Annotated in this window: 14 protein-coding genes; 4 read left to right on the top strand and 10 right to left on the bottom strand. The window is 52.5% G+C overall.

The window, feature by feature from the left end; all coding sequences use genetic code 11:
- A partial coding sequence (locus LKK83_RS07630; protein WP_324630434.1) for a hypothetical protein occupies window positions 1-188 on the top strand: 188 nt, incomplete at its 5' end.
- 31 nt (window positions 189-219) lie between these two features.
- Window positions 220-2,385 carry a S8 family serine peptidase gene (locus tag LKK83_RS07625; protein ID WP_324630433.1) on the top strand — a complete coding sequence of 722 codons (2,166 nt, stop codon included), beginning with the start codon at window positions 220-222 and terminating at the stop codon, window positions 2,383-2,385.
- Between the two features lie 714 nt (window positions 2,386-3,099).
- Here LKK83_RS07625 and LKK83_RS07620 read toward each other — a convergent pair.
- Window positions 3,100-3,336, bottom strand: coding sequence for a hypothetical protein (locus LKK83_RS07620; protein WP_324630431.1), 237 nt, complete (start codon window positions 3,334-3,336; stop codon window positions 3,100-3,102).
- Between the two features lie 28 nt (window positions 3,337-3,364).
- Here LKK83_RS07620 and LKK83_RS07615 point away from each other — a divergent pair, with 28 nt between their 5' ends.
- Entirely contained in the window at window positions 3,365-4,585 is a 1,221-nt protein-coding gene (locus LKK83_RS07615; protein WP_324630430.1) for a CAP domain-containing protein, read from the top strand.
- 766 nt (window positions 4,586-5,351) lie between these two features.
- Here the strand turns inward: LKK83_RS07615 and LKK83_RS07610 are convergent.
- The 6 genes from LKK83_RS07610 to LKK83_RS07585 form a co-directional block, all read right to left on the bottom strand.
- Entirely contained in the window at window positions 5,352-5,687 is a 336-nt protein-coding gene (locus LKK83_RS07610; protein ID WP_324630429.1) for a hypothetical protein, read from the bottom strand.
- An 821-nt stretch (window positions 5,688-6,508) separates the two neighbouring features.
- Window positions 6,509-7,837: a glucose-6-phosphate dehydrogenase assembly protein OpcA gene (opcA, locus tag LKK83_RS07605; protein ID WP_324630428.1), complete on the bottom strand. Its 1,329-nt coding sequence runs from the start codon at window positions 7,835-7,837 to the stop codon at window positions 6,509-6,511.
- A 71-nt stretch (window positions 7,838-7,908) separates the two neighbouring features.
- Complete coding sequence (zwf, locus tag LKK83_RS07600) at window positions 7,909-9,438, bottom strand: glucose-6-phosphate dehydrogenase (RefSeq protein WP_324630426.1); 1,530 nt, start codon at window positions 9,436-9,438, stop codon at window positions 7,909-7,911.
- A gap of 129 nt (window positions 9,439-9,567) precedes the next feature.
- On the bottom strand, window positions 9,568-10,710 hold the full coding sequence (gene tal / locus LKK83_RS07595) for a transaldolase (protein ID WP_324630425.1): 1,143 nt from the start codon (window positions 10,708-10,710) through the stop codon (window positions 9,568-9,570).
- A gap of 167 nt (window positions 10,711-10,877) precedes the next feature.
- The gene (gene fbp / locus LKK83_RS07590; protein WP_324630423.1) at window positions 10,878-11,942 is read right to left on the bottom strand and encodes a class 1 fructose-bisphosphatase; all 1,065 of its coding nucleotides are present in this window, start codon (window positions 11,940-11,942) and stop codon (window positions 10,878-10,880) included.
- A gap of 346 nt (window positions 11,943-12,288) precedes the next feature.
- On the bottom strand, window positions 12,289-12,513 hold the full coding sequence (locus LKK83_RS07585; RefSeq protein ID WP_324630421.1) for a hypothetical protein: 225 nt from the start codon (window positions 12,511-12,513) through the stop codon (window positions 12,289-12,291).
- A 3-nt stretch (window positions 12,514-12,516) separates the two neighbouring features.
- Between LKK83_RS07585 and LKK83_RS07580 the strand changes: the two genes are divergently transcribed.
- A complete protein-coding gene (locus LKK83_RS07580) occupies window positions 12,517-12,654 on the top strand; it encodes a hypothetical protein (protein ID WP_324630419.1) in 138 nt (45 codons plus the stop codon).
- Window positions 12,655-12,673: 19 nt separating this feature from the next.
- Here the strand turns inward: LKK83_RS07580 and nrdJ are convergent, their stop codons facing one another.
- From nrdJ to mrdA, 3 genes are all read right to left on the bottom strand, one after another.
- Window positions 12,674-14,611: a ribonucleoside-triphosphate reductase, adenosylcobalamin-dependent gene (nrdJ, locus tag LKK83_RS07575; RefSeq protein ID WP_324630417.1), complete on the bottom strand. Its 1,938-nt coding sequence runs from the start codon at window positions 14,609-14,611 to the stop codon at window positions 12,674-12,676.
- 356 nt (window positions 14,612-14,967) lie between these two features.
- The gene (locus LKK83_RS07570; RefSeq protein WP_324630415.1) at window positions 14,968-17,370 is read right to left on the bottom strand and encodes an LAGLIDADG family homing endonuclease; all 2,403 of its coding nucleotides are present in this window, start codon (window positions 17,368-17,370) and stop codon (window positions 14,968-14,970) included.
- 188 nt (window positions 17,371-17,558) lie between these two features.
- Window positions 17,559-19,542, bottom strand: a 1,984-nt coding sequence (mrdA, locus tag LKK83_RS07565; RefSeq protein ID WP_324630413.1) for a penicillin-binding protein 2, incomplete at its 5' end; no start/stop codon positions are given.

Genomic DNA, 19,542 nt, shown 5'->3' with positions numbered 1-19,542 from the left:
GCATAAGTCCTGCCTGCCGCCACGGTCTGATTATAGCCGATGCCCCTTTTTTTTGTCAAGAGGGGAGACAACTTTTTCAGCGGCTTGAAACGGAATTTTTTTGGAGAATTGCAATCCGGGACAACTGGATAACTGGAAGATGGGATATTACTGATTTATCCACTGAGCAAATGAATAAGGGCTATTAGCCAACTGACGACACAAACAGGAATCAACTCGATGAGAGAACCGGTTAAATTGCCCGATAATTCTGCAACCGATATGGCGGGCGTCGGCGTTTCCGATGAAAACCTCGGCATTGTTTTACAGCGAGGGGGGGAAGAATTGCTGCTGGTGAAAGTCAGCGATCGCTTCACCGTCCGTCCGGTAGATCCAACCGCCTACCCGGAGTGGTTGAACCAAATTCCCGCAACCCACAAACAGCGAGTTCCCAACAGCAAACTGGAAGAATTTACCGTAGACCCCGCCGAGCTAGAATCTGCCATGCAGGCGGCGCGGGGATTAGAAGAAGTTGCCTTTGCCAGTCACCTGTATGGGGTAAAAAATAACCCGGGAATGTTGGTGTACCTCAGCGATGAGGTTACGATTCAATTTAGCACATCGGTGGAAGAAGCGCAACGGGAGGCGATCGCCACTGAGGTGGGACTCACCCTCAACAAATCGGTTGCGGGCATTCCCAACACCTTTGTAGCAGTGGTTCGACGCGACGCCACCGAAAATCCGGTGAAAATTGCCAATCGCCTGATGCGACACCCAGACATTCTAACGGCGGAACCCAATATTATTTTCACCACCCAACCCCACTATCGGCCACGGGCCACCCACTACCACAAACAATGGTATCTGCACCACGATGGCGGATCGAACCTGGCGCTCAATTCCCATATCAGCGCGCAAAAAGCGTGGGATATTACCCGGGGGATTCGGTCCGTGGTAGTGGCGATTACGGACGACTCGATTGATTTGAACCATCCGGATTTTAAAGGCGCGGGTAAAATTGTTGCCCCGCGAGACTTCAAAGGAAAAGACTTTTTGCCCTTACCGGAAGAAGATTCCGATAATCACGGAACCTCCTGCGCCGGGGTTGCGGTAGCGGAAGAAAACGGTAGCGGTATTGTGGGGGTTGCGCCGGGATGTGCCTTGATGCCCATCCGGACCACTGGCTATTTGGATGATGACTCCATCGAGCAAATTTTTGATTGGGCGGTGACGAAAGGCGCGTCGGTGATTTCTTGTAGTTGGGGCGCTTCGGCGGTGTATTTTCCCCTGTCCTTGCGCCAGCGGGCGGCGATTACCCGGGCGGCGACGCAAGGGCGCAATGGTAAAGGTTGCGCGATCGTGTTTGCGGCGGGGAATGCGAACCGTCCCACCAATGGTACGGTAGAAGAAAGCGGCTGGCCGAATGATGTATTGAAAGGCCAGACGAAATGGTTGAGCGGGTTTGCGGTTCATCCGGATGCGATCGCGGTTTCGGCATGCACCAGTTTGAACAAGAAAGCAGCATATAGTAATTGGGGCAATTCGATTTCGGTTTGCGCGCCCAGCAATAATGCGCCGCCGGGGATGTGGTTGCAGGAAACCGGGCCTGTGAATACGCCGCCGGAAATTCAGGAGTATTTGTCCGGGTTGGGGGTATTTACCACGGATCGGGTCGGATCTAGTGGCTATGATGCTGGGGATTACACGCCTTATTTTGGCGGGACTTCTAGCGCTTGCCCGGTGGTAGCGGGGGTAGCGGCGTTGGTGTTGTCGGTGAATCCCGATTTGACGGCGGCGGAAGTGAAGCAGATTTTGCAGCAAAGTGCGGATAAAATTATCGACCCGGATCCGGATCCGCAGTTGGGGATGCGCTTGGGGAGTTACGATCGCCAAGGTCATTCCCAATGGTTCGGATATGGTAAGGTGAATGCTTATAATGCGGTGCGGCGGGCACAGCGGTTGTTTGCGGTTCCCCTGCGCGTCACGCGCCTTTTGAGCGAAACGCAGTCGCGATCGCAGGAGATTCCGGACTATCAAGAAGGGAACAACAGCCTGTTTCCGTTTAATCTGTTTGGCAAGGGCGATCGCGGGGGATTGCGGAGTGAGATTATCCTAGGCGATGGGAGTCCGGTTTGCGATATCCGCGTTAGCCTGGATCTCGAACACAATTACCTGGGGGATGTGGAACTCTATCTAATTGCCCCAAACGGTAAAATGGTGCAACTGCAAAGTCGCACCTTGGGGAATAAAACGCGCTTGCAGAGGACTTATTCTCTCCATACTACGCCGACGTTACGTCAGTTGTTTCATCAACCCGCCCAGGGAACTTGGCAGCTATGGGTGGTGGATGGCGTTCCCGAGGATACGGGCAAGCTGAATCGTTGGGAATTGACAGTTAGCGTTTAATCTGGTGGGCGAGGCGAGAGGAGGGGCTAACCGTTACATGGGGTCTGTCCTTTCTCTCACGGAAAACCGGTCCGCTGGCCGGTCTATTTTTTGGCCGTCTGGTTTCCCCTCTAGTTTAGGGTTAGACTGCTGGAGTGAGGGAGTACGATATCTCCTCACTCCAGCTAGCAATTTGGGACGATAAGGACGAGGGTTGTTCTTCTGTAGAGGTTGATTCCACGGGGTGGGCGCATCTGCTAGGGCTTACAGGAGGGCGATCCACTGCGATGGGAGGTAGGGGAGGAAAGACATGCATGAAGTTATATGTTTTGCGGTGACACCGATCGCAAAATCACGCGATCGCGATCGCTGTAGGGGAGAAATTTAAGTGATGTTCGGCTTTGCTTCCTGCCCGCCCTTCACTTTTATCTATAATTTCACCAAAGCTTTACAATTTGTAATTGACAGAGAGGGGGATTGGGGTTAAATTAGGTATATTACCCATAAGTTTATGAGGCGAGGGTCAATCGAGTTTCCAGACGCGAGCGACCTCGCGGGAGTTCCCTTTGCACACTCGGATGTCACTCGTTCTCAAATCAAAGCGCCGATGGAAATGGATAAAAAAGGTCAATTCCTCTCTAGAACTACCGTAATGACAGGGACGGTTTGTTTGCCAAGCGATTTCCAACCCCCACAAGTAGCGGTGATAGCCAATTGGGGGCGCAGGTGAATTGTCTACATGGAGAGGGGAGGCGATCGCTCCGTATAGCGTGTTTCTGTCAGTTCCATCCGCCGCCAGAAAAGTCCTCTGGCCACAATAAATAGTCGGGAGACAGTATTCTCGCCGAGAACCGAGGGTAAACAATCGAACAAGTATGTCGGAAGAAAAATTCCGACAATGTAACCTGCATAGTCGAGGGACAATCCCCCCACTAACATACAGCAGGCTAACGACAAGCTGCATCGAGTCAAATATTATCGCGACACAAGGAGTCGAAAGATGAGTCAAGAGTTTGTCAATCGCGTGGTAGAACTAACGAATCAAGAACGGGCGAAGCAAGGTTTATCGCCGCTGACCTTAAACGCCGAGTTATCGGAAGCCGCCCTCGAACATAGCACCAGTATGGCCTTAAATGATTTTGTGGGTCATAGTGGAAGTGATGGGTCTCTGGTGGGCGATCGCGTAGGCCGGCAGGACTATATATTACAGCTTGTGGGGGAAAATGTGGCTGCCGGTCAAACCACGCCAGAAGAAGTGGTCGCCGGATGGATGGAAAGTCCGCAACACCGGGAGAACATCCTCAAGCCAGAATTTGAAGACATTGGCATCGGATATTATTTCCTGGAAAACGATACTGGCGAGAAGAATCTCAACCACTACTGGACGCAAGTGTTTGGCGATCCGTACCTGAATGGGGTACCCATTGACATCAACATTCCCAATCTCTCTGCACGTCCTACCAGCGCGACTCCCACCTCAGAATCGCCGGTTGCGCCGGAAAACAACCCATTCTATATGGAAGGGTTTTTTGACTTAACCGCCAACGCCAGCACTCCGGACTTGGTTCAACTGACCCCTGGGGCGCTGAACGGATCGGCAATGGGATTGCGGGCCCTGGGGGGGGATGATGTGATTCTCGGTTCGCCAGATGGGGAAACCATGAATGGCAATCAAGGTCGCGATCGCCTCTACGGAAACAACGGGAATGACTACCTGCGCGGGGGCAAAAATAACGATGAAGTGTTGGGAGACGAGGGGGACGATATCCTCAATGGCAATCACGGTAGCGATCTGGTCTATGGCGGAAATGGCAACGATATGGTTCGCGGGGGTCGCGATAACGACTATTTATTCGGCGACGCCGGCAATGATGTGTTAATTGGCGATTTTGGCGCGGATCTGCTCACTGGAGGTGCGGGTGCAGATGTCTTCGTCCTGCGATCGAGTACCGTGGAAGGTGTGGTGCAAAACGAGTATGCCGATTGGATTACTGACTTTAATCTCGCTGAAGGAGACAAAATCGGTCTGACCGATGGATTGACCGAAAACGATATTAACTATCTCGGCGTCCTCGATGTCAATAATAATGGGGTGAATGACGCTATCTTGCAACTGAAATCTACAAACGAGATTTTAGGTGTAGTGATAGATATCGGCGTTCCGTTTGGATTGGCCGGTCAGTTTGAAACCGTCTCTGCAGATGTTTTGGCGATGGGATAAGCGCGATCGCCCTCACTCGAAACGGATCGGAGGTATGCCATAGTCCCTGCTTGTCAAAAAGTGCGCTCGAACCGGCCTAATCTCAACCGAGTTTTTTTATACGAACCGGTAAGTTACCCCCAAGAAACTCCACCTGGCACCCCTGTCTGTCGGTTCCGAACCTTTTTCAGGGGCGGGTTTGTCAAAATGTTAGTCCCCGGACCGATAATATCGATAAATCCGCCCTACCGATAAACCTACCCTGGCAAATATTCCCGATGAAACAATCCAGGGCGGAACCCAAAACAGGCAAGAGGAGATTCTCACCTCTGCTGCATGCAATACCATCTTGAATATTGTCAAATTCAAGGCTATAGGCGCAGTGGAAGACTCAAACTTCCTCACTCACTTGCGAAATGGAATAAAACCCCAGTGGATAAAACTGGGGTGACACAAAATTTTTTCTCCTCTTGCGCTATATTTATTTTCGGCGGTTTTGCCTGGATGTTCCATCCGCAAAATAGCTGAATCTAAATCAGCAATTTGGCTGATGTGGGAATGGTGCAAACACGATACCCCCCATATTTAGGGAAAAAGTAACGACCCCAGGGCATAACACTGGGGTCGTACAGGGTGGATCGCCTAGATAGCTATTATTGTGGCAGTGTAATTCCCCCTGCATCCTCAACACAATCCCTGCGTTTCCCATCAGTTAGGGTGCGGATGGAAGTTGCCCGGTGGGCCGCGCCCCGGGTGGTTTCGGTGACGCCACTTGCACCGCGATCGCCTATCGCGTGGGAAGCAAATCCTCTGAGTCTTCTTCCTCCATCGGTGGAGTATGATGGAACAGTGAAGGTTGTTCGATGCTGGCAAGGGCAATCAACTGATGCAACGGGCTGGTATTTTCACGATAGAAATTTCCTCCTAATACCAGCAAACCCACTATTGCGCCGACAAAAGCACTGGGAATAATCAGGTTCCAATCGCGATCTGCTCGGTTGCAACCTTTAGTTTTGCCACACCATTGCCCTAGCCCTCCCCCTTGTATGTTCTCGATTTGCGCGCTCAACCCGTGGGTTTCAAAGCTCGAGTGCATCCAGCTTTCTGGTTCACCCTTTTTCATAATTCCTACCCGATCTGTACGCCAGTGGAAGTCCCCTTCTGGATCCGGATGTCTGAAATTCCGGAACTCGCGAACCCTTCCTTTTATTTCTGTGGGGAAAACCCTGATTTTTATGCGCTCAACTGGCGGATGTTTGCAAAACTTTACAGGTAGAGGGGCGGATCTCGCTTCTGACAAGGCGATGGGCTTGACACCACTCGAGGGTTTTGGTAAAAAGGGATTTAAGCGCAGCAGCCAGTCCCCGCGTGGGACACCTGCGGCGTCCCGGTTAAAATGAGGGGCAATCATTCTCGCCCTGTTTAAAGAATCCACAGCTCTCGATATTTCATTTCAATCTTAGAGGTGGAGTTGGCAACACAATCCACCCGACTTCCCCGAAAATTAATGCGAACCGGTTGGTTTCAGAGGGTGGGGGTTGACAAAAAAGTGGGCGATCGCGTACAATGAAACCGTAGGCTCAACCAGGACGTTTGTGCAATGCTTTGATTGCACTATGGCCGAATTCCCTAACGATTATCCTCATGGGGCGGTGGGATTTCCCGCGCGATTGTGCAACTCTCCCGGCCAGGGTTAATGGGGGTTGGGCCCTAGAAAAGGGTAGGGGGTTGACAAAAAAGTGGGCGATCGCGTATAATTAATACCTAGGCCAACCCATAAAACAAAAGCAATTTATGCATTGCAAAAGCGGGTGGGCAAGGAGTACGACAACGCGAGAGTGGGGGGGGGTAGGCCAGGGAATTGATTCCCTGGCAGGGGAAAGCCACGGGTAGGGAACTTAGCTGCGCGGGCGGACTAAGTTATGGGAAGATGCGGTAACGAAGTTAAGCGCGATGGCGCAACTTGAGAATCTCGCTGGCCAGGGAGAGAGATTCTTCAAAGAGGATATCGCGACCCCAGCGCTGTAGCTGCTGAGAGAGGAGATATTCCGCCTTTTGGTCAGTGAGGGGAGTCACCTGTTCCGTGCGGCAGTTTTGGGCGCTACCGCCGGCTTCCATGCGCATGCAGCCGGTGGTTTCCGAGCATAAAATCGTGCAACAGTTAGCATTGCAATTGGTAGAGAGCAGACGCAGACCCACCAAATCCCCGGGAATTTCGCCCCAATCAGCGGTAGGGATAGCAGCCAACTCCGCCTCAATCTGGCGATCGCCCGGACCTGTGAACTTCACCCGCTTGATATCGTAATCCCCATCTTCCTCCGTGTAAGACACAGGTTTCCAACCCAAGCGAGAAGCCAGCCAACCGAGAAACAGCAACGCTTGCGCCGCATTGCCCTTTTCGTAGTCAATCGTCACGCGATCGAGTTCCACCAAAGACGCGCGACGTTCCGGGGGATCGAAAGCAGAAGCAGTCAATTCCTGCCAAGAACTGAGGCGGTGCCAATTCAAATCCGCCACATAAGTTTCTTCCTCGATTAGCTCGTGCATCTTGAGAAATTCCGACTCCGGATCGCTGAAATAGCAAGAATCCATAATAATGCAATTGCAAGAATTGACCAAGTGTTGGAACAACTCCTGTTCTGGATTCGGCGTCGCCTTCCACCAGACAAACTTAGGCAACTCCGGAATCATCAGAGAAGACACCAGATCCCCAACTCGTTCCAGAGCCTCCTTAGTCCCGCGCAAGGTAATATATTCGCAGCAGACCAGATTGCTGCTTTTTTGCAGGGGGCAATAGGCAGAGACTTGAGCCGTGACCCCTTCATCTTCACCGAGGATCGGACAGAGGGTGATGATGCGGCAAGGATTTTGAGAAGCGATCGCCTCGCTGACGCTAAATCCGCGCGCATTCAGATTCGAGAATTGCGTCTTTTCGGGGGGAAGCTTCGCGTACTCTTCGCGCAACTTGTGCAACGTATTCGGACCGACCCGACCCGTGACCCGCAGATCGTAAGTTTTCTGAGCCTCGCGGACCGCCGCCTTAGTTTTTGAGCCATGAAAGCCATCAATCGGGCCATCATAGAATCCCAGCGCCGCCAATAACTGCTGAAATTCCTCCGGTTCGTAAACCACCATACTAAACGTCGCCGCACGGGTGGCAACTGGAGCGGTCTTCCCCTCATTTTCCGTATGCCAGATGCGACTCAGTTCCGCCTCGATTTCATCGAGAGAAATATCCTTGGGTTTTTGCAGAGCAACAATTGGAGTAGCCATATTGATTGTATAGATTTAATCGTGAGTGTTTTGATGAGAATAGACGCACAGAATCAAGCCAAGCAAAGCGCCTAGAGTCTGCGCCAGCGATGACCGTTACGATTGAGCAACAACTCCGCTTCCACCGGTTCCCAAGTGCCCGCCTCATAGAGCGGCATCACTTCTGGAGGAGCCGGCGCATCCCACACTTGCAGCACAGGTGTCAGCACCCGCCAAGACTCCTCCACCTCATCAGAGCGAGTAAACAGCGTTTGGTCGCCTAACATGCAGTCAATCAGCAGACGGCTGTAGGCATCGGTATTCGCCTCACCGAAAGCCGTTTCGTAACGGAAATCCATATCCACCGATCGCGTCCGTAGAGAATTCCCCGGCGTTTTCACCTCAAAGCGCATCGAAATCCCTTCATTGGGCTGAATACGCAAAGCCAGCACATTAGGATTAGCTTGTTTCGCCGCCGACTGGAACATCAGAAACGGGACTTCGCGGAAGATAATTGCAATTTCCGTCACCTTTTTCGGCATTCGCTTGCCCGTCCGCATGTAGAAAGGCACCCCTTTCCAGCGCCAGTTATCGATATTGAGCTTCAACGCCGCATAAGTCGGCGTTGTCGAATTCGGGTCAACCCCTTCCTCATCCCGATATCCCGGAACCTGCTGACCCTTCATCCAGCCCGCCGCATACTGACCCCGGACCGCCGATCGCTCCAAGTTTTCCACATCCGCCAAATGAGCGGCTTCCAGCACCTTCACCTTTTCATTGCGAATGCTATCCGCATCCAGAGAATTCGGCGGTTCCATCGCCGTCAGGGTAAACAACTGCATCAAGTGGTTTTGCACCATATCCCGCAGTGCGCCGGCAGATTCGTAATAACCCGCCCGACCTTCCAGGCCCACGGTTTCGGCTACCGTAATTTGCACGCATTCCACAAACTGACGGTTCCACAACGGTTCAAAAATCGCATTAGCGAACCGAAAGACCAACAGATTTTGCACCGTTTCCTTACCCAGATAGTGGTCGATGCGGTACACCTGTTTTTCCGAACAGACCTGCTGCACCACCCGGTTGAGCATCTGTGCCGAACCCAGGTCGTGACCGAAGGGTTTTTCAATCACCAACCGTTGTTTTTCCGGGTCAGAGAGCATACCCGCTTTTCCCAGTTGCATCGACGCTTCCGCGAAAAACCGGGGAGCAACAGAGAGGTAAAAGACCCGATTGCCCCGGGTACCTCGTTGTTCGTCCAGTTCGGTTAAAAAGGAGTTGAGTTTGTCGTAGCTGTCTGGTTTATCGATATCGCCCGGAGAGTAGAATAATCCTTTGGCGAAATCGTCCCACAACGCTTGCGAGCCGATGCCGCCGCCAAAGTCCTCCACTCCTTCGCGACAATGTTCCCGGAAAAAATCGTGACTCCAGCCTCGGCGGGATACCCCAACAATGGTCAGTTCTGGGGGAAGTTTGCGTTCCAACTTCATTTTATAAATCGCCGGCACCAACTTGCGCTGAGTCAAGTCCCCAGACGCGCCAAAAATGACCAGGATTTGGGGGTCGGGGATGCGGTCTTGTTGTAGTCCAACGCGCAGAGGATTTTCTAGTAGTTTTACCATTGACTTGTGTGGTTGCGATCGCCAAAAGTGCTTTACCGATAATGTGAGAGAGTAAAATCCAGCCAGCAAAATGGGAAATGGGAAGGTGAAACCTCCAGCCGATTCCCCATTGATGACCGATCGGGTAGATTATGCCGCTGCTAACTGCTTGACTTTCTCTTCGAGAGATTTCATCAAGGAGTCAAATGGCTGAATGAATTTTTCGATCCCTTCTTCGAGCAGTTCTTTCATCACTGCATCCAGGTCGATGCCCACTTCCGGCAAGCTTTCCATCAGCTTGTAGGCTTTGTCCACCTCGCTTTCGATGCGACTACCGCCCACCTGGCAATGATCCGCGCAAGCTTCGATGGTGGAGGGGGGCATGGTATTCACCGTATCCGACCCAATCAGCTCGTCTACATAGAGTACGTCGCTGTATTCCGGGTTTTTGGTGCTAGTGGAGGCCCACAGGAGCCGTTGCGGGTTAGCTCCTTTTGCCGCTAAGGCTTGCCAAGCGTCGCTCTCGATGATTTCTTTGTATTTTTGATAGGCGATTTTGGCATTGGCGATCGCCACTTTCCCTTTCACTTCTTCCAGTTTCGCCTTTTTATTCAGCTCAGTGACATGCTCGAGCTGCTCGTCGATTTTCTCGTCGATTTTCACGTCAATCCGACTGATAAAGAAACTCGCCACCGAGGCAATCTTGCTAATATCTTTCCCCGCCTTCACCCGCGCTTCTAACCCGCGAATATAAGCCCAAGCTGTATCTACATAGCTTTGCACGGAAAACAGCAGGGTAATGTTTACGTTAATGCCTTCAGCAATCACTTTTTCCACGGCGGCTAAGCCTTCTGGCGTGCCCGGGATTTTCACCATCACATTATCCCGCCCGATTTCGCGATAGTAGCGTTTGGCTTCGGCGATGGATTGTTCTGTATCCCGAGCGATATTCGGCGGCAATTCAATGCTGACATATCCATCGAGTCCATCGGTTTTCTCGTAGATGGGGCGAAACACATCGCAGGCGTTGCGAATATCTTCAAATACCAAAGATTCGTAAATTTCTTCTACGGATTTACCCGCTTTTATTCCCGCTTCGATATCGGCGTCGTAAATTTCATTGCCGACGATCGCCTTCTCGAAAATCGACGGATTGGAGGTCAGACCCATCAATCCTCGGCTTTCGATGAGCTGTTTGAGTTCGCCGGATTCGATGATATTGCGGGTCAAATTATCCATCCAGATGCTTTGACCGTATTGTTCTTCGATTTGTAGTAAGGGATTGGTTGCCATAGTTGTTCTATTCTATGCTTGCGATCGATTGTCATTGTAGGAGTTTTCCAGCGGGATGATGACTATCTGAGGTATGACCGCAGACAGATTCCTCCCGATTTTCACTTCCCGGCGGCGGGTAGATTTCCCACCTCCTCGGGGGTCGCCTCCGGCAAGTCATCAAATCCTCACGAAGGAGCCGTCAAGCTTTCGGTTTGCTCCCGGGTTCGGTCTTGGATAAACGACTCCACGAGTTCCACATCCTCTTTGCTCCCGATAATCACCGGGGTGCGGGTATGCAGTTTCTCGGGCACCACATCCAAGATTTCCTCCGTACCGGTACTTGCCCTTCCTCCAGCTTGCTCCACTAAAAACGCCAAGGGAGCGGTTTCGTAGAGCAGACGCAATTTCCCGTCGGGATTTTTCAGGGTTCCGGGATAGAGAAATACCCCGCCTTCAAACAAAATTCGGTGAAAGTCTCCCACTAACGCGCCGCCATAGCGCGCCGTATAGCCTTCGTGGCGGTGAACGTAACGGATGTAGTCGCGAATGGATTCATCCCACTGCCAAAAATTCCCTTCATTGACGCTGTAAATCGACCCATGCTCGGGGATTTGAATATTTTCCGTGGATAGGATAAACTCGCCCAAGCTGGGGTCGAGGGTAAAGGAATGCACCCCATTGCCAATGGAGTACACCAACATGGTACTCGGACCATACAGGATGTAGCCGGCGGCTAACTGTTTGCGTCCGTGTTGTAGCAAGTCTTTTGCCTCTCCATTCTCATCCGTGCCTTCTTGCTGGCGAATGGAAAAAATAGAGCCGATGTTCAGGTTGCTGTCAATATTGGAGGACCCATCGATGGGGTCGTAGAGGAGGGTATAGCGACCAATGGGGCAGTTTTCGGGAATGTAGTAGGGTTTATCCATTTCTTCGGAGGCTAAGCGACAGACTAAGCCACTTTGCTTGAAGACGGAGATAAAGACCTCGTTGGCATAGACATCCATTCGCTTGACGCTTTCGCCCTGTACGTTGACATCGCCAGTAAAGCCGAGTACGCCTTCTACCAATCCCGCCCGACTCAGGCGACGGGACACCAGTTTGGCGGCGAGGGCAATGCGCCCCATTAAGGCACTGAGATCCTGAGCTTCCGCAGAGAAGCTCTGTAGTTGCTGCAACACGTGACGCGATAGGGTGGTGCAGTCTCTATCCAGGGCGTGGGTTTGTTTGACGAGTTTATCTGCGTCTGCCATTGGGTTTTCCTCCTTTTGGAGTGGATCTGTGGTTTCCGGCGGGCGAGGCTGGCGGGTCATCCGCAAGGGGGCTGAATGCTCAGTCGTCCTTTTTTCTATCTTAAAGACCCTTTTGCTCAAGGGGGATTAACTTTATGGGAACTATAGAAACTGTGGGGGTGCGGTGAGTATTTTTGCGGATTTTAGGGGGCGATCGCCCGCTTATGCAAAAAGTGGGTCAAAAGTCTGTTACTCTCGATACAGATTAACGAAAATTCACGAAATTTGCCCGCACCACAGCTTAGACCCACACAAAAAAGGCCGACTTGTGGTTCAAGCCGACCTCTCGAGGCGATGCGATAAGGGATTACTCGATGGAAATGGACTGCGGTCCACTGCTGCTGCGGTTCCCGTTGCTTTCCGGATCCGCGTAGGTGGCACCGTTGCTCGAGGCTCCTTGCTGTTCGAGCCAGCTTTTTACCGGGTCATCCGACAGGTTGAGACGGAAAACTCCGGAAAAAAACCCGCCTAAAAAGGCAACCGGGTGTTGGGTTAATTCTTCCATTACCGGACGAAGTTCGTCGAAAAACATAGGATGTCTCCTTGTACTGGCACTGCGATCGCTTCTTCTGGGATCCTAGCGCGTCTGGTTATTTTTTGGCTCCGAGGCGGGGGTGTGGCGATCGCCACTCACCCCCGAAGTGTTCCCCCCACAGAAAACGCACTCCTGTGAGGCTCTACTTCCCCACAACCTATGACTGGGGCGTGTCTTCCGGTAACAAGCACTTATCCGAATCGCACCCCGCCGGACCGGCTTCGAGCATTTCTCCGCGATCGTATTGACTGAGCGCTTGGTGAAAATCAGCGATTTTGCGCCGTTTTAACACCCCGTCCAAACATGCCTCGTAGGTGGCTTTATCCACTGGCTCAAAGGGCAATCGCGGGAAGGTTTGCAGGTCGTCAAATCGCGCCAGCAGGGCGGCACTGATGTAACCTTCGTCATCCCGAATCGCTTCGTAAATCCGGGTTCCGAGGGCTTCGATTTCCGATTCGCGCAACTCGATGGTGGCGCTACTGTTATGGGTGGTGTAGTGGCGCTGAACTTGCATGTAGAAGTCGAATTGCGCCAAGGCGGAAAATTTGCTGATGTCGATGTCATCGCATCCGGGTAAATCGGCCCAAGGAGTCGCCACGGGAATTTCTACCAACCATTCGCAACAGCGCGGGTCAAAGGGGTCATCGAGCAGATTGCCCAAATCGTCTTTATCCGACTGGGAGGGTACTACGTTATAGCCGTAGTCGATACAGGCGAGGGCTACGGGGTCATTCTTGCGGAAGGTAATCCGGCGAATGAATCGTTGTGCTTTCGGGGGGTGCCATCCGGGAGAGGCCCCGGTGAGCAGAGATTTGGTCCCACTGGGCTGAATGGTGGTGCAACGGTTGGGGCGGCGCAAATTGTGGCGATCGCAGTAATCCCACACTTTGGCGTGAACTATATCCCGCCACCGGGTTAAATATTCCCGTTCTAACCGCTTGAATTCCAATCCTCGTCCGCTGTCGGGCCGCCCTTGTTCCCACCAGCGCAACCAGTCGGCCCCAAAGGCTTGCACGAAGAAATCAAACAACCCGGTAAAGGAGACTCCTACAATCGGATCGATTTGCCGACTGTAGTGATAGCGAGGTTCGGTGAATTTGTGGTTGAGCAAAATCGCCACAGACAAGGCACCGGCTTTAAAGGCGTCTTCTTGGGCTTGATGGTCTTGCGGGTCGATTTGATTCAGATGGATTTCGGCGAGGTTGCAGTTTCCGGTGAGGGTGTTGCCAAATACGCCTTTATGGAATTCGGGTTCGTTGAAACAGTAGGTTTCGTGGAGTCCGGGCAATTCCTCGACGCTTTCAATGGTTTGCCGATCGCCGCTTATCTCGGCGCGATCGCCGTTGCGGATATCCAACCGCTGACAGGGAATTTCGCCGCGATCGCAAATCTCTATCGCCGCGATGTTTTCCCCGAATCGGTCTGGGTGAATGGTCGAATGCAGCCCACATTTGGTTAACAGCAGTTGCACTCGTCGGGCGCTACGTTCTTGCAGCCCCTCAATCCAAATCCGGTTGGGAGTTGCAGTTCCCTTGGCGTCGGCTAACCCGGCGATAAATGCCAGAATCGCTTCTTTCTTCCAACGGGCGATCGCATTCAATGCCTCTGGGTCGGTTTTCAGGCGACGCACCACCTCTGCGCCAAACCCGACTTCCGCTACCGCTACCGCACCGCTCACCGCCGATGCGGATCGATCGTTGCCTTGGGATGTAGAGACATAATTCATCGCGTCTCCACCACCGACATTTACACCCAAAGCATAAGCGCCAGTCGGCTCGATATTCAGTCCGTCCCCATAGGCGATCGCAAACGGCTCGGTATGCAATATATAATTGCTCCCCGCGAGCAAATCTTTGGTTTGCACTTCGCGATATTCCGTACCCTCACCATCGCTCACAAAGAACCGATGATACTCTGTGGCATCGAGATAGGAACCATCGCCAAACCGTACCCGGTACAATTTCTGGGCCTGGCCGGTTTGGAAGGGCGTCACCTTGCTCCAGCGTTTGCCGTTCCAGATGTGGATTTCCGCGCCCACTGCATCTTTAATCGCCTGCATGCCTTGGCGAGTAATCAACAAGGTATCCCCTGCCACGCAGTGGAAATTCGCACCAATGATTTCCAGGGTTGTTATCCTAAAGGCTTTTTATCCTTTAGTTCTACTGCTTCGTGAATTCGCAGTAGCTCGGCGTACATTTTCAGTGCTTTTGAGAAAAACACTGCCCCGCACTCGTGGAACTATATCGACTCGATATAGGCAGACAGTAGCCTGCGGATTATAGTCTTTGCCAACGCGCGCCGCTAAATAGCACAATTGAATCGCATCCGGAAAGCAAAGGTTCACCTTCTACGCTCTACGGTGTCAAAGGCGCTTTAATGCCTTTGATTACCTCGGTATTAGCATCTCAGCTTCTACCGATTTTACGGGGTTTTTAACGTGAGGCTAAATCCTTAACCACACGGGTTGAGACCCAAGCGGGCCAACCGATGCTCTAACTCCTGGGGAGGTAAATTTGGGTAACGGGTTTTCAACCACTCTTTTGCTTCAGAGCGATCGTAAGCGACCAGAAAATCGTGCTTTAACTGCGGCGTAGAGAGCAAATCGCAATTTGCCCGGGCAACCGCTTCCCCCGCCCACTGAATGGCACCTTCGCCAGAGTAATACTGTTTGCGAACAGCAGCGATCGATTCGTCCCGGGAAGGTTTGCGATGAAATACCCGGGAATGGTTTGCCATTCGCAGGGCATCCCGTTCCGGGTCAATCCGCCAATTGCCATTTTCATCGCATTGCCAGAGATTATCTTTCGCCGTTGCTCCCAGTTCGTCTTTCGCGTCAAATTGCCGCATGCCGGCACTGTTGTGAACGAGTAAACCACTGGCAATGAATTCGCGATCGCTCTCAACTTCAATGTCAAACGTCTCTGCTTGTCCTGCGGGTACAACTAACTGCACCTCTAAAGGCAGCCAATGAGGATTAACAATGTCCTCAGACAGTAGAGTATCCCAGTTGGCATCGCGCATTGGCTCATCTTTTTTGCTGAGATTGATAGTGGAGGTGGTGTTGTTAACACTGTTCCCTCGCCCACCATCAGCCATTGCTTCTTGAATGAATTGATGGGGCAAACTCAAGCCATTGTTCTTCTGCCCACAAATACGAAATCCTGCGTCACCCATCTGTGGGTTTACCAGGGCCACCGCATTGACTTGAGATTGAATTGCGCGAATTTTCAGCCAATGAGTGCCTTCGTAAACAGTGTCACGGTCTGGAAGCATTTTGGAGCCGCGCTCATGTAGGGTTGTCGTAATGCCTAAAGACAAAGCCAACCGTTGAACCTGACGCAAAAACTCTATGTTGTTAGAGTTCAATAAAACATTGCGCGAGGGGTTTGCGTCAGTATCGGCTAACCCGGCTAGAAATGCAGCGCGAATTTCTTCAGTTCCGAGCCAAACAAATTCGGGAACGATAGGAGTTTGCGAAGGCTGCTTGTATTGAATCAGTTCGTCAGCCAATTCTTTGCGGTGAACCTTGATATACGCATGGTTCTGATGAAAGCTAATGGCTGGGGTATAACCCAGGCTTTTGAGAATACGGAGGCATTTTTGACCGAGAGGGTGGTTCAAACGTTCCTTAGAGAAGGCAAAGGTGACAGCGCCGCCACCCTCATTAAGACGTTTCAAATCAGCATTGCCATTGCCGATAAACAAGCCCACTAGCCACGCATAGTCAGCGGTTGCACAGGGCATCCCTTTGCGGTGAGGCACGGAAATCAAGCGATCGCCCGGTTGTAGTTCGCCTGCATACTTCCAAGTGTAGGAGTGCAAGCCATTGTAAACTGCAACGCGATGGTTAGCCGTACAGCGAATCGCAGTTTCGCGAGTCCGAATCTCGACGACATTTTGTACGCCTTGTACGAACTTATTCGTAACAGGCTTGTACTGCCCAGAAGAAGTCAGCACCAGTTCGCCGATGGCAACATCTTGGATAGGCTTCATGCCTGAAATCGCTGAAACCCTTTCCCCGTAAGCGATGCAGCGGCGAATGTTCCCGGCCACGATCGTAGTAGCTGCTTCATCAATTAACAAGCAGCACTCCACCGAGGTTAGCTGACGGCCCACGGCTTTATTGAGAATTTCCGCACAGCGTTTGTAGAGGGAAGGCAGTTTTACCGGGTTGGCCACCCCGCCAAAACCTTTGAGGACCTCGCCGGCAGGGCGGACATCGCTGAGGTTGACTTGCACTCGAACTTCCCCATCAAATCGCTCGTCCGTGGAGAGTTCGAGGAGGGCTTGATAAGAACCGACCCATCCGTGACGGGAGTCTCCCACATAAAGCGTGACCTGATTGCCATCCGCGATCGCTTCCGTGGTTTCCCGACGCTGTGACATAGGGGTTGCGCCGATTTCCCCCACCAACTCCACCTGTAGTTGGTTGCGAATTGGAGGCAATTGGTGGATATATTGCGGTTCGAGAACAGCGCCGGTACCGCAGCCCATCATTGCCAAGTCCATTAACAACCCAAACGCGCGCCAGTCGCTAATGTTGCTCGAAGAGCAGTTGTAAGCGCCGGAAAAGTTTTGCGGTTGCTCGATCCACTCGGTGCCCCCGATCCACAACCAGCGACCGGAGGAGAGGGATTTCAGGGAGCCTTGCATCCGGTGCAGGAGGGAAACCTCGTCATCGGTGAGCTTGCCGAGTTTGGCCAAAGCGCCGATGGTGCGATCGCAGACCTCCGCCCAGGTTTCCCGTCCCTGGGGCGTCCGGCGAGAGTACGTCCTAAAAAAAACCGGATTGGCCACCGGGGCCGTTTCCGGAAAATCGCTCTTGTGTTCAATTCGTTCTAGTTCTCGAACCATAGGTAACCGTCATATCCGATCGGGACAAGTTTATAGATTACACTGATTTTGGCTCGCAGATCTAGTGCTAAATTTGGAAAACCATCCCCAATTTGCACTATTAGTGGGGGCACCGACTGGTTTGCGCCTGTGGTCCCCATCGGCGTAATTGGTACGAACGCTTACCTTAAGTTGTACTGACAATCGCATTACTTGCCAGATTTCTGCTTGAAATAAGCTTCCAAAACTTGACGCACCATTGGCGCGGTGACGCTACCCCCGCCACCGCCAGAATGTTCGGCAAAGGCCACCACCACGATTTCGGGGTCGTTCAGGGGTGCATAGCCGCCATACCAGGCATGAGAGGCGCGTGGCGGTGCTTCTGCAGTGCCGGTTTTGCCCGCATTGGGGGGGAGTGTGCTGACGTTGAGCGCCTTCCCAGTGCCGCCATAGACCACTTGCTGCAATCCCGCCTGCAACACGTCAATGGTTTCCGGCTTCATCTGTAAAGATTCCCGCCACGCGCTGGCTTCGCGATTGTCCGCGAGCAAATGCGGTTTCACCCGATAGCCCCCATTGGCGGGTACTGCAAACATCATGGCCACCTGTAGGGGGGTGGCGAGCAGATATCCTTGACCGATGGACATATTTACCGTATCGCCCACCACCCATTGTTCGCCGATTTCGCGGAGTTTCCATTGCGGATCCGGCACTTGGCCGGCATCTTCTTCCGCTGTTAATTCAAAGCCGGTGGGGCGACCGAATCCATATTTGCGGGTCCATTCAATCAGCCGTTCTCCGCCGAGTTGCAGGGCCACTTGATAAAAGAAGGTATCGCTACTCCAGGCTAATGCGCCGACAAATCCTAATGGGCCAAAACCGGCGCGATTCCAGTCCCAAAATCGCAGACCGGCGACGGTGACGTAGGGATAGGTAGGTAGCACCGTATAGGGGGAAAATTCGCCGGATTCCATCGCCGCCGTGGCGGTGACGATTTTAAAGGTACTTGCCGGGGGAAAGCCGCGCAGGGCGCGATTGACAAAGGGGTGGTCTTCGCTTTGCAGGGCACTCCATTGTTCGTCACTGATGCGGGTGGAAAAAATATTCGGGTCGAAGGTGGGACGAGAGGCCATTGCCAAGACGGCTCCATTTTGCGGATCGATCGCCACGATCGCTCCTTGAAAATACCCCAAAACCCGCTCGGCGGCTTTCTGCAGTTCTAAATCTAAGGTTAATTGGACGTCCTGGCCGGATTGAGCAGAAGTTTCTCCCAGGAGTTTGAGAATCTTGCCGCTGCTATCCACCTCTACGTGTTGTCCGCCCCATTCGCCGCGCAATTGGTCTTCAAAGGCCATTTCCACGCCCATCTGCCCGATCGCATCCCCGAGACGATAGCCGCGCTCTTTGAGCACTTCTAAATCCAAATAATCGATTTCTCCGGTATATCCCAAGGCGTGGGCGGCGACTTTCCCGTGGGGGTAATGTCGGACCGCTTCTACTCCCACTTCGACGCCGGGCAATTGGGCACTGTATTCCTCTAACGCCGTGGCTTGTTCTGGGGTGATAGTGCGGGCAATTCGCACGGGGAGGGGGGAGTCATAGCCGGTTTTTTCCAGGCGATCGAGCAGTTCGGATTCGGGGAGTTCGATCAGGGCGGATAGCCGTTTGAGGGTATTGGGCCATTCCTCTGATGCGAGGGCCATCGGCCAAATAAAAACCGTGTGGGACAATCTCGAGGTGGCTAATAGTTTGCCCTTGCGATCGAAAATATTACCCCGCACCGGCTGCTTCGGAATCCCGCGAATCCGATTGTAGTCTGCTTGGGTGCGGTACGCTTTACCTTGAATCAGTTGCAGGTAGGCGAGGCGCGACCCCAACGGACCCAACATCAACAAGCTAATGACAATGGTCAGTAAAATGAAGCGGAATTTATTTCCCACCGTGCGATCGCGGGATTGAGGGGGAAATGAAGAAGACTGCATCAAAGTCATAAAATAGCTAAGCAGCAACGGCGGTATCGTTGGATACGTAATTAGCATAGCAATGAATGGTATCCAACGTCTATATCCGAGATGCACAAAGCGATCCCACCATTTTTTCTCTAACGGCTTTCCCCTCTTAGCTTCTCGGCGGGAAGCCCCGCGCTCTACCCGTGCTTGGTGAGCGTCGGGATGAGAGCCAGGGGAAATGGAG

This window comes from Phormidium sp. CCY1219, from assembly GCF_035615515.1.
In the GTDB taxonomy this organism is placed as follows: Bacteria; Cyanobacteriota; Cyanobacteriia; order Cyanobacteriales; family Laspinemataceae; genus CCY1219.
This window is presented reverse-complemented; position numbering and strand designations above follow the sequence as displayed.